Genomic DNA, 13,724 nt, shown 5'->3' on the forward strand with positions numbered 1-13,724 from the left:
CGGGAGAACATGTCTTCAGATGCAGGACATGAGATTATGGTCAGCCGGAGCATTCAGGCGGAAGGAACCTTCGGAGATCTTAAAGAAAACTACAGATACAGCCGATTGAGACGCCGGGGACTGGAAAACGTAAAATTTGAGGTGCTTATTGTGGCCATGGGACACAATATCAGAAAATTAAACAACAGAAATCGGATGAGTTGCCCAGAACTCGAACGTTATGGAAAATTAAAGGAGCAGAAAAGCGAAATCTGAAAAAGATTATAAACAGTCTTTTTGAGTTTTGGCTCTTTTCAGTGCGTTCAAAAATTGACTTGAGCGGAAAAACACATCATAAAACAGGATTGAATCAGATAAAAAGCATAGAAAAAGAGGCTGTAAATCTCGCTGATGAAAAATCAGTCGAAATTTAACAGCCCCTTGATTTTCGATTCGATTTTATATGTGTTATTTGATTTATTCTGATTATTCAACGACAGTAACAGAAGTGATGTGTGGGTTAGCTCCTTCATACCAGTAAAGGTAGCCTTCCATGTTGACCTTATCGCCAACTTTCAGATCTTTTACAGCTTTGTATACATCAGAGTCTTTGTCTCTGAGGTAGGATTCAACGGTGAAGGTATACGTCTTGCCATCTTTGGAAGCATTGAAGTACAGGTCATCGCCTTCGCTTCCGGAACCATCATAATTATAAAGATAAGCGGCATCCGATCCTTCTTCTGCTGGTACAATTTCCATTTCATTAAAAGCGACTTTCTGGTTCTGCGATTTGATCAGTTCATCTTCATTAGCCAGTTTATCTGTCACATCAACAACTGGAGCCACATAAGTTGGACCCTCGATGATTTCAACGTCTGCCCCATCGGCAACTTCAACTTCTCCTGACCATTCTGTTTTATAGCCAGTGACTTTCACTTTAGTTCCTTCGACTAACTTGTCATAAAGATCCTGAGGAACATTGGCGTTATACACAAAGTAAGCGCCATCCGGATCAGCCAGATACAGAGTGGCTTTATCTTCCCACCAGGACTGTTTATCCTGAACATAACCTTCTACAACCACTTCAGAATCAATCGGCGCATCGATATATTCCTGATAGGTCATCACGCCTTCAGATTTTGCGGCCGCATCCGCAGCGGTTGTTTCAGATGTATCAGTTGTATCTGCTTTTTTATCAGCATCCGAACTGCTCGAGCAGCCGGCAAATGCAAGTCCGGCACTTAAGAACAGTGCCGCCCAAATTTTCTTTTTCATTTCCATTCTCCCTGACAGAATATCTGTCTGTTATGAACTTTTCAGGTTCATTGAATACTCATTCATTATACGGCAGCTTTTGTTTTGAATACAGACTGCCTGTGTTAATTCTCTTTTGATTTGTGCTTTAGCTCTGGGCTTTTTTCTGTTGAAGCTTCTGACGAATAAACACAATAATAATTCCAATCCAGACGATCGCCAGAATGGAAAGCAGCCAGATTGAAGAGGCCGGCATTTTTCCTAATGGCTTTTTCGATCCGGATGCCTGTGAGAGCTGGTCCAACCGATAAAGGGTATTGACCTTGGAATACAGATCCTGCAGATAGCTTTCATCAATTGTTTCCTTGCGCCTGGTCGATTTAACAACACTTTCAACCAGTTCTCCTGCCGCATTGCGAAGTGAAGCTGAACCGTTAAATACAGGCGTTACAAACGTGTCGTCAAGATGATCCATCAGAAGTTTGGCGGCATCGATCTTTACTGAATAATGTTCATTATTATCAGTTCCTGATAAGGAAAGATATTCCTGATATTCAGAGGACTCAAGTACTTTATCTGTAACCGGAAGATAGCCTTCTGTTTTGGCGTATCCTAATTGAACTTCATTGGATAACAGATACTGCGCAAACAGCCAGGATGCTAAAACTTCCTGCGGATTATCCTTGGAAAATAATGCAATTGACGGCCCCTGGGAAATCATTTCAATGTTTTCAACATCGACTTGTGGGACCGGACGAACAACAGTTTCAAAATCGGTTTTTGCTCCTTCACTGATATCGCTTAATGGAGCATTGGCGCCCATCCATGTCGCTCCTGCTGTAGAGTCTACGGCAAACAGCGTCTGTGAAGCATTCAGAAAGTTTGCGGGATAACCCGAAATTTTAAAGGTTGAAAAAGCGCCGGATTTTGCATGAGAGGCAATCTCCTCTAAATCCGCTGAGGTTGTATCATTAAAAATTTCGATCTCGCCTTCATCGGTCGAGTAGCCAGCATCCTGCTGTTTCAACATCGTGATCAACATATTGTCCGTCGATTTATAAATAAACGGGATCAGCACTTTTTGATTGTTTAAAGCATAGGTTCCATCCGGATTTTTCTTTGTGGCCGCTTCTGAAACTTCCCAGATCCACTCCCATGTGGGTACATCGGGAACTTCATAGCCTAACTTTTCAACCAGAGTCTTATTGATGTAGAGGGCTTCGGTTGAACGCATGAATGGAAGGGCATACTGCTGATCCTGAATGACTCCTTCATTTAAAAAGGCAGATACGATTTCCTCTTTTTTCGGACCATCAAATTTCAGTTCGCTTCCGCCCAGACCATAGGCCGGATCGTCCATCAGTTCATCCATTGCAACGACTGTGTTGGCACCCTGTAAATAAGAAGCGATATGGTCCGGGTAAGTAATCGCAACATTTGGAGTGGTTCCGGTAGCGATATTGGTGATGATGTCGTTATAAATCTTGCCGTAATCGGTATACAGCTTCAGATTCACATGGATGTTTGGATACATCTTTTCAAAGTCGGCGATCGCCTTCTTATAGACATCCGTCTGATTTTTATTCGTATCATTTTTTGCCCAGAAGGTGATTTCAACTGGTTTTGTTTCATCAAAAGCTTCAGGCATTTCAAAACTCGAAGACGTTTTGGCGCCATGACATCCGAACAGGAAGACCATGCAAAAAACGGACAGCAGAGCCGTAAGCATCTTTTTATTTTTAGCAGCAGCCAATCGAATTTTTTTGCGAAGTTGAATAAAAGGCATCATCCTTTGGTTCCTCCTCTTACCACGCCGCTCATGATCTGCTTGCGGTAAACCAGAAATAATACGATCAACGGAATGGAAATGACCACTACGGCAGCCATCATGGCCGGAATATTGGCTCGCCCAAATCCACTTTCACGAATTTCCTGAATTCCATTGGAAACCAGAAAGTACTTTGGATCATCCGTAATCAGAGATGGCCAAATGTAAAGATTCCAGCATTCGATGACCTTTAAAATCGTAATGGTTACGACTGTTGGCATACAGATCGGAACCATGACTTTCCATAAATAGCGCCAGTCACTGGTTCCATCGACTTTCGCAGCATAGTAAAGCGAATCCGGAATCTGCGCGAAATTTTCCCGGAGTAGATAAATATAGAAAACAGAAGTCACTGATGGAAGAATCAGTCCGGTAAAGGTATTTCGCAAATTCAGTTCGGTAATCGTCTGAAAGTTGGTAATGACTACCAGCTCTCCCGGAATCATCATCAACGCCAGAAACAGGGTAAACAGAATGTTTTTACCAGAAAACTGAAGTCTTGCAAACGCAAAGGCAGCCAGTATGGTCACAAAGATCATCAAGGCGGTCGTGATCACCGTAAAGATGACGGTATTGATTAAGTAGCGGCCAAGATCGACAGCCGTAAAGGCTTCAATGTAGTTTTCAATGGTTGGCGACAGCGTAAAAAATGTCGGCGTATATTCGGCGTTATAGGCTCCATATTCCTTCAGAGAAGTCAGAACCATCCAGTAAAACGGAAATAATACAATGATTGCCCATAAGATCAGAAAGAACCAGGTCAGCGGCTTATGTTTTTTAAAGAATGTTTTCATAAAAACTCCTTAGCTGTAGTGAACGTGCTTTTTGGAAACCATCAGATTGATGACAGTGATTGTCAGCACGATCGCAAACAGAATGATGGCTGCTGCTGAAGCGTAGGAAGGATATCCCCCTCCGTCCCGATAAAGCATGTCAAAGACGTATCCAACCATCGTATTCATCCCCGCCGAATTCAGATTGGTTCCAAATAAAGCCACTGCATCGGAGTAGGCTTTAAACGCGCCAATAAATCCGGTAATAATCAGATAAAACACGGAAGGTGAAATCAGCGGCAGGGTGATTTTATAGAAAATACGCCAGGGTCTGGTTCCATCCACCTTGGCGGCTGAATAATAAATCGGATTCACGCTGGCCAGAGCAGATGTCAGAATCAGAATCTTAAACGGCATAACGATCCAGATCGTATAGAAACAAAGCACAAACATCTTTGCCCAGTATGGTCCTTCAATAAAATCAACTCCCTGTCCGCCAAACATATGGATCAGCATATTCACAAAACCTTCTGAATACGGTGTCTGCTTAAAAAGAACCATAAAGACCATACCGACGGCCAGAGTATTGGTGACATAAGGCAAAAAGTAAATGGTCTGAAACAAGGAGCGGACCTTTTCAATCCGGGTTAAGGCAAAAGCAATCAGAAGGGCCAGTCCGGTTGATAAGGGGACCGTTACAATGACCAGTATGAATGTATTTAACAGGGCTCTTGAAAAATAGGGATCATGCAGGACGTAGTCATAGTTATATAAGCCCACTCCAAAAAAGCTCTGGCTTGCCGAGCTGTATCCTTCTTCGACTGAATAAACAAAAACGTCAATCAGCGGATAAATCATAAATACAGCAAGAAACAGGAAAGCCGGAAGCAGATACAGGAAGGCTTTCAGGTTTTGTTTTTCCATTATTCCTTCTCCATCCTTTTTAGATCCACTCGAATTCGTTTGCCGTCTTCTGGCTGAAACAGATAAACTTTATGGGGTTTGAGATCAAAGCGGACCTTGCCATGAGGAATATGTGTCCAGTCATCTGATGAGATGATGGCTCTGGCAATATCGTTTTTAAAAGCCGGATTCTTAAACAGAATGCTGATATCGCGTCCGCTCACTTCAGGACGAACCAGTTCATTTTCCATCCGTCCATTTTCATCCAGAATGAATCCTTCCGGCCGAATCGCCACCACAACATCCTGATCCGGCAGCCCGCTGGCTTCAAGAACGGCATCCTCATTGATATACAGCTTCTGATCTCTGATCGTGCCTTCAAAAATATTGATTGGCGGAGTACCCAAAAACTGAGCGACAAACTGATTGGCTGGATCATCATAGACTTTTTGCGGCGAGTCAATCTGCTGCAGTTCGCCATCCTTCATCACAACGATCAGATCAGAGATACTCATGGCTTCATCCTGATCGTGGGTGACAAAGATCGTCGTAATTCCTGTTTCCTGTTGAATCCTGCGAATTTCTTCCCGCGTCTGCAGGCGAAGTCTTGCATCAAGGTTGCTGAGCGGTTCATCTAAAAGCAGGACTTTGGGCAGTTTGACCAAAGCGCGGGCAATCGCAACCCGCTGCTGCTGACCGCCAGAAAGTTCACTGGGTTTTCTTTCAAGCAACTCATCAATATGAACCAGTTTAGCCGCTTCTTCCACTCTTTTTCTCATTTCTTCTTTCGAAAGCCGATCTTTTCCTGTGAAGTTTTCCAGAGGGAAGCGAATATTTTCTTCAACGGTTAAATGCGGATACAGAGCATAGTTCTGAAAAACCATGCCCACGCCTCTTTCTTCCGGAGGCAGATTGGTTACATCCTTATCTCCAAACAGAACTTTTCCGCTTGTGGGCTTAAGCAGTCCGCTGATCATATTGAGCGTTGTACTCTTTCCGCATCCTGAAGGACCTAATAGTCCTACCAGTTTTCCATCCGGAATGGTGAAATTAAAATCATCCACGGCGACAACTTCTTTTTTATTTTTTCTTCCTCGTCCCGGGAACTTTTTTGTCAGATTTTCTAAAACGATTTCCATCGTCAGTCTTCCTTTCCTTTTGTAAATTAAAACTCTATCCTGTCAGCCTTCTGCTAAGACCTTTATCTTTCTTTTGGAACATAAGCAATCAAAGATATTTTCAGATCCCGGCAAAATGCTCAGTAATGACAGCTTTAATTATGAATCCTTGTTAAACAAAATATGTTTCGTTCATTTTCTCTTTTGCTTGAACTGGCTTTATGATCGGCTTTTATCTTTGTCAGTTAAATCCCTCTTAAAAAACGAAATTACTGGCAGGAGAAAATGAGTCCTTATGCTAAGGATACCAAACAGACAAAATGGTTAACAGTTCGAAGACTAGAGGCCATACGTTCTATTGACCAGTTCCTTATACATAACCAATTAGAAAGCGAATAACAGGGCGATCAATAAAAAAGCGGGCAGATTCGATTAGTGTATTCTGCCCGCCGGTTTTCATTCAATCTAAAGTTCAGTTTTTTCGCCATCTGTATCCTTTGTTGATTCAGAGGCATTTAAGGTATGGTCTTTTGCATACTCTTCACGCATCGTTTCCTGCATTCTTGAAGCTTCCATGAATTCTTCAATGATCGCTTCGAGCTCTTCAGGATGATTCAGCGAAGAGACTCTGGCTTTAAAAGCACGGCTGGCTGGAAGACCTTTAAAATACCAGCTGGCCAGGCCGCGCATCTGAGCCATCGCATTCTTTTCTCCAGCATCTTCAATCAGAAGATTCATATGCTTTCTTAAAGCATTCATTCGCATTTCCAAAGTGAATTCATGCTTCTGACCTGTAAAGTAATCGGCGCATTCCTGAATCAGGAATGGATTTCCAACGATGCCCCGTCCAATCATCACCGCATCACATCCGGTCTGTTCCATCATAGCTTTCATATCTTCAACGCTGTGAATGTCTCCATTGCCAATCACAGGAATCGATACCGCTTCCTTGACCTTTTTAATCCAGGACCAGTCAGCCTTTCCTTCATACATCTGCGTTTTCGTCCGGCCATGAACCGCCACTGCACTTGCCCCAGCCTGCTCGGCTGCTCTGGCGAGCTCAACGCAGTTGATGTGATCCTCATCAAAACCAGTCCTCATTTTTACAGTTACCGGTTTTTTGACTGCATTCACAACCGCTTCGATCAGTTTTTTTGCATAGTCGACATCTTTCATCAGATAACTTCCGGCTTTTGCCTTGATGACTTTGGTCACCGGGCAGCCCATATTGATGTCGATGATATCGCACTCAGTCTGCTGATCCAGATATTTTGCGGCATAGACGACCGATTCAATGTCGTGTCCAAAAACCTGAAAGGACACGGGATGTTCATTTTCGGAAGTCCTGCACATATTCTCAGTTCGATTCGAGCCATAAAAAAGGGCTTTGTCTGAAACCATTTCGTTGCAGACAAGCCCAGCTCCAAAGTCCTTGGCAACCGCCCGAAAAGCCCGGGTCGATATACCAGCCATCGGAGCGACTATGACAGGAATCTTAATCTCGACGTCCCGAATCCACACTGTCTTCAAGTTCCTTTGTCTCAGCCAGGTTTTTCAGGTTTTCATCCAGAATCTTCTGAAGTTCTTCTTCAGAAAATTGATAGGTTGTATTGCAGAAGTTGCAGGTCACTTCAGCCCCATGATCTTCATCAATCATTTCCTGCAGTTCACCTGGAGCAATAGAGGATAAAACACGTTCTGTTTTTTCTTTTGAGCACGGACACGAGAAGGCTACATCCTGTACTGAAAGAACATTGGCATCTTCAAACATGTCTTTGGCAAGAGCGCTCAGATCGCTGTCGTCATATTCTTCCATGATGGTTGACATCGGTTTTAAACCGGAAAGAACATGTTCACAAATTGAAATGTCCGTATCTGTCGCATCCGGCATCATCTGAAGCACCATGGCACCAGCTGCTTTTACCTGTCCGCCTGGTTCAACTTTGACACCGACAGAAACAGCGGTTGGAGTCTGTTCTGATAAAGTGAAGTAATAAGCGAAATCCTCTCCGATTTCACCACTCTGCAAAGCAACGGTACCTGACCAGTTATCTTCCATATGCAGATCTTTGGTCACAGTTAATGTCCCCGCATTGCCGACAATCGCACCTACATTAAGATGCCCATTGTTTAATGAATCGGCTTCGGCAAGCGGATTGGATACAAATCCGCGGACATCACCATTGGGGTAAGCATCGACGACAATCTGTCCAAGCGGACCGCCGCCGTTAATGTTAATGGTAAGCATCTCATGGGAATCTTTGAGCATGGCTCCCATGATTGAAGCCACACTGAGCACACGGCCTAATGCGGCTGTTGGGGTTGGGTTCAGATCAAAACGGTTTCTGGCCTCTTCGACCAGATCTGTAGAACGAACCAGATATAAACGAACTCTGCCTTCAAGAGCCAGAGCTTTAACGAGCTGATCTTTCACGATATGATCTCCAATCTTCCTTTTCAAGGAGGCTCACATGGCTTAATACAGATTTATTTAAACCCTGCTGCCATATGTTTTCGGTCTTATTATAACGAAAGCCCAGTTTTTCCTGCACTCGAATTGATTGAGTGTTCTTTGCAGCGCAGATGCAGTAGATTCGATGGATTCCATTATTCGCAAATAGATCATCGAAAATTGATTCAAGAGCTTCCCCCATAAATCCCTGTCCCCAGAAGGGTTTTCCAATCCAGTATCCGATTTCCATTTCATCCTTTTTCAGTTTGAAATGCCCCATCGATTCTGGCATCAGGGAGACTGAACCAATCACTTTAGAACTTTCTTTTTCCTCAATCGCAAAAGCCCAGGGCTTTCTATACCCTGTGGCAATCATTTCAAGTGCTAAAAACAAAGAAACCACTGGTTTCCAGCCAGTAGGCAAAGCGACATCTGGATCCTGTCCCCATTTTTTCAGCCAGATGGCATCTCTTTTTCTCCAGGGCCGGATAATCAGCCTCTTTGTTTCATAAATAGACTTAACCATACCTTTCAATGGTAGAATTATTAATCCATTTATGAAAGCATCCATTTTTAATCGGTCCATCTTTGTAATAATCCGCTTCAAAATCAACAAAAAAAACGCAGAACATATTCAGTTTATGAACTGCGTTAAAAAACTTTTTTGATTATTCATGCGTTTATTGACTGCCTCATCAGAGGTTTTGAATCCTCCATGCTTTTTGAGTCGGAATCTGATCAAAGAGAGTTTTTATCCTTTTGACATCGATCACATCATGATCATTTCCTGCACGATCTGAGATAACGCGGCCGTACAGGAGTAGTGAAAAGATGCGGGTTCATTGGCAACGGCATTAAATACCGTATTTGTTCTGTCTCATTGACATTTACAAACCAATTTTCGGGTCTTCTTTTCAATTTCCGGATCGTTAATCACGACGTGATAGTTCATTCATCGCATCATCGAGGGACTTGCGATCCATTTCTGGAGCAGGAACATCTGGTAATGAAGGTTTTTCAGAAGAATCTGATGACTTATTCTGACCATCCGGTTCGTCCTTACTCAAATCGAGCTGCGTTTTCTGCGGCTCATCCTTTTTTGGTTCCGGAAGAGCTGGTGCATTTGGATCCGTCAGCTGACCATAATTCATCAGATTCGTAATCTCTTCATTAGTCAATGTTTCATGTTCATACAGGGAATGGGCAATCAGATCGAGCAGATTTCTGTTTTCTGTCAGGATCTTGCGGGCCATGGTATGACAATCATCAATGATTGAGCGAACTTCACGATCAATTTCTGTAGCGACACCTGCAGAGTAGTCGCTTCCCTTGGTGTAATCCCTGCCAAGGAATACATTCCCCTGTGGATCGGCATACTGAATTGGTCCTAAAGAAGACATACCGTAAACACGAACCATGTTTTTAGCAATGCTGGTCAATTTTTCAATATCGTTAACCGCACCCGCAGAAATTTCGCCAAAGACGAGTTCTTCAGCGGTACGGCCGCCAAGCAGTCCGGTAATCTGAGCGATCAGCTCGGATTTGCGGTTAAAGTATTTTTCTTCTTTTGGCATCATCAGATTGTATCCGCCGGCATCTCCACGTGGAATGATCGTCACTTTCTGAACGATGTCGGCATCATCAAGTTTTAAGCCAATAACGGCATGTCCAGCTTCATGATATGAAACCAGCCACTTGTCTTTATCCGTATACTTTTTCGACTTTTTCGCCGGCCCCATCATGACGCGGTCAATGGCTTCATCGAGATCATCCTGAGTGATGACTTTTTCCTTGTTTCTTACCGCAAGAATCGCACCTTCATTTAAAACGTTGGCCAGATCGGCTCCGGAAAAGCCAGGAGTTCTTCTAGCGAGACCTTCCAGGGAAATGGAAGGAGCCAAATGTTTATTACGGGCATGAACCTGCAGAATTTCTTTTCTTCCTTTTACGTCTGGAAGATTGACAGTAACACGTCGGTCAAAACGGCCTGAACGCATCAAAGCCGGGTCTAAAACGTCTGGCCGGTTGGTAGCTGCCACAATAACAATTCCATTGTTATCGGTCATACCATCCATTTCCACTAGCAGCTGGTTAAGCGTCTGTTCGCGTTCATCGTTTCCACCGCCCATACCGGCTCCGCGCTGTCTTCCGACCGCATCGATTTCATCGATGAAGACGATACAGGGAGCGTTTTTGGCCGCGGTCTTGAACATGTCACGAACCCGGCTAGCACCTGTACCAACAAACATTTCGACAAAGTCAGAACCAGAAATGGAGAAGAATGGAACATTGGCTTCTCCGGCTACCGCCTTGGCAAGCAGTGTTTTACCAGTTCCAGGAGGGCCGACCATCAGGATTCCCTTGGGAATATGAGCGCCCATGTCAGTAAATTTCTGAGGAGAGCGCAGATAGTCGATGATTTCCTTGACTTCTTCTTTTTCTTCGTCACATCCAGCAACGTCCTTAAAACGGGTTTTTACGTTCGTTTCCACACGAGCCTTAGATTTAGCAAATTCAAAAGCCTTGTTATTGCCGCCTCCGCCCATGTGAGCAAACATAAAGTAGAAGAAAACGGCAATTAAGCCAAGGGGTAAAAGCTGACCCAGAATTGTAGCCCATAAGGCACCGGAATCCGGATCGGTAATCGTAACGGTACCACCATCTTCACGAACCTGATCGCTGACCCATTCGAGGTTTTCTTCAGTGTTTGGAATAATGACATTAAAGCTTGTCGGCTTGCCATCTTTGGTATAAGTTCCTTCGACTTTCAGGACTGTATCCTGAATATCAATGGTCGCATTCTTGAATGTTGCATCCTGGGCCGCCTGCTGAAACTGAGTGTAGTTCATATGGTTGACCGAGCCCTGTGTTGAATACATGAACAGGGAGAATACGATTGTGATAATAAAAATCGTCGGGAGGTAATTGAGCCATTTCTTCAATGCAAATCCCCCTTTCTTATGAGATTTTTTCGCTGTCAAAATCTGAAAATTCAGATTTCAGGTGCTGTGAACGAACAAAAGACAGAACATCCCTTCTTAAGATATTCTGCTTTTTTTCGCTTTTATTCGTTTTTACTCGTAGATTTCTTCTTTGAGGATTCCGATGTAAGGCAGGTTTCGATACTTCTGGTTATAGTCAAGACCATATCCAACGACAAAAGCATCAGGAACCTTAAATCCAACATAGTCCGCCTCGATATCAACTTTACGGCGGTCTGGTTTATCAAGCAAAGAAACGATGCGTACCTCATTGGCTCCCTTGTTATAAAAGAGCTGTTTTACTGCTTTTAAGGTGCGGCCTGTATCGACGATGTCTTCGACAATCAGGACGTTTTTATTGCGGCTTGAAAGGTCAAGGTCCTTGTCGATCTTGACATCACCGGATGATTCCGTTCCCTCATAGGAGCTGACGGAAATAAAGTCAATTTCAATGGCATGATGAAAATACTTAATCAGTTCGGACATGAAAGGCACACTTCCCTTCAGCAATCCGACGACAAGCGGGGTAATTCCATCGTTTTCATAATCAGCTTCAATCTGAGCGGCCAGTTCTCTGCAGCGCTGCTCAATGTTTTTTTCACTGATAATAATTTCTTTAATATCGTTGCTGATGGGTGTATCACTCATTGTCTGAATCCTCACTTTTCGTTCGAGAGACCTTATTCTGTTCTGAATTAGTCAGAGAAAATAATACCATACCGTATGGACAGTTTTCTTTAAAATGTTTAATATCCGCTCCGGTTTGCGGCATAAAAATAACTTTTTGTTCCTTATTCTTCAGAATTGGGAAATCTGCTCTGCTCTCTTTGGGAATTTTTTTATCGACGAAGATTCGAGCGATCTTTTTTCTTCCATATCTCAGATCGATTCGATCTCCATTCTTCATTCCTTCGATGGTTATTGGAAAGTCAGGATCCTTTACAAAAAATGATTCCATTCTGTTTTCAGGCTTTTGAAAACGGATTTTCCATTGATCTGAAATAACGAATTCCTTCTGGCTGCTGACAAGATCTTCAAGTTCCTTTTGAGAATGGATGACAATTGGCATATTCTGAATCAATGGTCTGATCTTGCTGCCTGCAGACTGATCTGTGTTTCTTCTGTTTCTATTGATTTCGAATAAATGATCACTGTTTTTGTTATGATCAATAACATTCTCTTTTAATTTAAGGACGATCAATGGATCTTCCTTACAATGTTTTTGAGTCTTTAATTGTTGATTTTGCCTGGTGTTTCGTCCAGTCAGTATCCTTTGAATTCGAACAGGAACAGTTTGGTTCTGTTTTGCATCTAAACCGGATTCAGACCAATCTTCATTTTTATCCATCTTTGTTATCCATGAATCTTCATTCAGACTGTTTTGATGATCCAAAGTTTTCTGAATGATTCGATCTGGAAGCCGGATTTCAAAGGAGCCATGACTTGCAAGCTGACGCAACGCTTCCTGAAGCGACTTTTTTGAGAGATGAACAGCGCAAAAATCTGAAATCATTCGATCCAGAACAAGCCATTGAATCTCTTCATTTTCCTTATTGAAGAGTGATTTTTCTTCGATAATCCGGGTAATTCTCTTATGCAGATCGTCCAGGTTTTTATTTTCAATTTTAATCTGATATAGAAGCTGCTGTCTTTGATTCAAAGACAGCTTTTCAATTTTCTGGTGTCGGATTCGATTGCGTAAATAATCATCCGATAAATTGCTTTCATCAATTCCATAGGGAATCTGATGATCAATGCAGTAATCTTCAAGTTCCTGTTTCGTCCACAAAAGAAGGGGTCTGATCAGCGTCAGAGACTTTCTATTTGAATAAAAAGGCAGCCCATAGTGCGATGGGATACTCTTTCTTTGTTTTTGCATCAGATAGGTTTCAATGTGATCATCCTGCTGATGAGCAATCAAAAGATGCTTTGCCTGATGTTTTCTGGCACACGCTTCAAAGAAGTCATAGCGAAGATCCCTGGCCCAGGCCTGAAAATTTCCAGTGACTTTTTTGCTGTCTGCCTTTAAGAGTTCAAATTGAAGATGGTGTTTGTTACAGAATTCTTCTACGATCTTTTCATCACGGTCTGCCGTATCCCGATGTTGATAATTGACATGGCAGACAACAATCTTTGCGCTCTTTAAAAGTTTTAAATCTAAAAGCGAAAGATCAGGCCATTTCTGATCTGTACAGGCCTGTTTCTGATCATTGAAATTTTTGATATTTTCAGCTTTATCTGCTTTTCTTTTTTCTTTGATTAGAAGATCGAGCAAAGCCATGGAGTCTGGGCCGCCGCTGACTCCGACCAGAATGGATTTTTCAGGTTCATCCATGGATTGATTCTGCAGGGAAGTGTTTTTGTTCTGGTTATTTTGTTTCATCTTGAAAGAAGTTTATGGATCCTTATCTTGAATCGCAAGAATTCAAAGCGGGA

General features: G+C 42.8%; 12 protein-coding genes. 1 reads left to right on the forward strand and 11 read right to left on the reverse strand.

The annotated features are described in order from the left end of the window. Positions 1-255: transposase (locus BO222_RS12345; protein WP_075817320.1), on the forward strand; the 255-nt coding region annotated here is incomplete at its 5' end. 210 nt (positions 256-465) lie between these two features. On the opposite strand, the gene BO222_RS12350 is transcribed toward BO222_RS12345, so the two are convergent. The 11 genes from BO222_RS12350 to tilS all read right to left on the reverse strand — a co-directional run bounded on the left by BO222_RS12350 (position 466) and on the right by tilS (position 13,671). Beyond that, positions 466-1,254, reverse strand: a complete 789-nt coding sequence (locus BO222_RS12350) for a hypothetical protein (RefSeq protein WP_075821044.1) — start codon at positions 1,252-1,254, stop codon at positions 466-468. 127 nt (positions 1,255-1,381) lie between these two features. Further along, positions 1,382-3,022: an ABC transporter substrate-binding protein gene (locus BO222_RS12355; protein WP_233131266.1), complete on the reverse strand. Its 1,641-nt coding sequence runs from the start codon at positions 3,020-3,022 to the stop codon at positions 1,382-1,384. After that, complete coding sequence (locus BO222_RS12360) at positions 3,019-3,855, reverse strand: carbohydrate ABC transporter permease (protein ID WP_075821045.1); 837 nt, start codon at positions 3,853-3,855, stop codon at positions 3,019-3,021. The genes BO222_RS12355 and BO222_RS12360 overlap by 4 nt, the downstream gene beginning before the upstream one ends. A gap of 9 nt (positions 3,856-3,864) precedes the next feature. Next, positions 3,865-4,758 (reverse strand): carbohydrate ABC transporter permease, encoded by an 894-nt coding sequence (locus tag BO222_RS12365; RefSeq protein ID WP_075821046.1) that lies wholly within the window; start codon positions 4,756-4,758, stop codon positions 3,865-3,867. Next, positions 4,758-5,876, reverse strand: a complete 1,119-nt coding sequence (locus BO222_RS12370) for an ABC transporter ATP-binding protein (RefSeq protein ID WP_075821047.1) — start codon at positions 5,874-5,876, stop codon at positions 4,758-4,760. Before BO222_RS12370 ends, BO222_RS12365 begins: the two co-directional genes overlap by 1 nt. 444 nt (positions 5,877-6,320) lie before the next feature. Then, positions 6,321-7,328 carry a tRNA dihydrouridine synthase DusB gene (gene dusB / locus BO222_RS12375; RefSeq protein ID WP_075821073.1) on the reverse strand — a complete coding sequence of 336 codons (1,008 nt, stop codon included), beginning with the start codon at positions 7,326-7,328 and terminating at the stop codon, positions 6,321-6,323. Between the two features lie 22 nt (positions 7,329-7,350). After that, the gene (gene hslO / locus BO222_RS12380) at positions 7,351-8,289 is read right to left on the reverse strand and encodes an Hsp33 family molecular chaperone HslO (RefSeq protein WP_075821048.1); all 939 of its coding nucleotides are present in this window, start codon (positions 8,287-8,289) and stop codon (positions 7,351-7,353) included. Next, entirely contained in the window at positions 8,270-8,833 is a 564-nt protein-coding gene (locus tag BO222_RS12385) for a GNAT family N-acetyltransferase (protein ID WP_075821049.1), read from the reverse strand. Before BO222_RS12385 ends, hslO begins: the two co-directional genes overlap by 20 nt. 403 nt (positions 8,834-9,236) lie before the next feature. Continuing rightward, positions 9,237-11,249 (reverse strand): ATP-dependent zinc metalloprotease FtsH, encoded by a 2,013-nt coding sequence (ftsH, locus tag BO222_RS12390; RefSeq protein ID WP_075821050.1) that lies wholly within the window; start codon positions 11,247-11,249, stop codon positions 9,237-9,239. A 132-nt stretch (positions 11,250-11,381) separates the two neighbouring features. Next, the gene (hpt, locus tag BO222_RS12395; protein WP_075821051.1) at positions 11,382-11,936 is read right to left on the reverse strand and encodes a hypoxanthine phosphoribosyltransferase; all 555 of its coding nucleotides are present in this window, start codon (positions 11,934-11,936) and stop codon (positions 11,382-11,384) included. Next, complete coding sequence (gene tilS, locus BO222_RS12400; protein WP_075821052.1) at positions 11,929-13,671, reverse strand: tRNA lysidine(34) synthetase TilS; 1,743 nt, start codon at positions 13,669-13,671, stop codon at positions 11,929-11,931. Before tilS ends, hpt begins: the two co-directional genes overlap by 8 nt. Positions 13,672-13,724 lie beyond the last annotated feature (53 nt).

It is taken from the genome of Ileibacterium valens (assembly GCF_001945525.1).
GTDB lineage: Bacteria > Bacillota_I > Bacilli_A > Erysipelotrichales > Erysipelotrichaceae > Ileibacterium > Ileibacterium valens.

Bases quoted from the DNA above. Each gene is read 5' to 3' on its own strand.
- BO222_RS12350 (WP_075821044.1), bottom strand. From the start codon at position 1,254: ATGAAAAAGAAAATTTGGGCGGCACTGTTCTTAAGTGCCGGACTTGCA.
- BO222_RS12355 (WP_233131266.1), bottom strand. From the start codon at position 3,022: ATGATGCCTTTTATTCAACTTCGCAAAAAAATTCGATTGGCTGCTGCT.
- BO222_RS12360 (WP_075821045.1), bottom strand. From the start codon at position 3,855: ATGAAAACATTCTTTAAAAAACATAAGCCGCTGACCTGGTTCTTTCTG.
- BO222_RS12365 (WP_075821046.1), bottom strand. From the start codon at position 4,758: ATGGAAAAACAAAACCTGAAAGCCTTCCTGTATCTGCTTCCGGCTTTC.
- BO222_RS12370 (WP_075821047.1), bottom strand. From the start codon at position 5,876: ATGGAAATCGTTTTAGAAAATCTGACAAAAAAGTTCCCGGGACGAGGA.
- dusB (WP_075821073.1), bottom strand. From the start codon at position 7,328: ATGGCTGGTATATCGACCCGGGCTTTTCGGGCGGTTGCCAAGGACTTT.
- BO222_RS12385 (WP_075821049.1), bottom strand. From the start codon at position 8,833: ATGGTTAAGTCTATTTATGAAACAAAGAGGCTGATTATCCGGCCCTGG.
- hpt (WP_075821051.1), bottom strand. From the start codon at position 11,936: ATGAGTGATACACCCATCAGCAACGATATTAAAGAAATTATTATCAGT.
- tilS (WP_075821052.1), bottom strand. From the start codon at position 13,671: ATGAAACAAAATAACCAGAACAAAAACACTTCCCTGCAGAATCAATCC.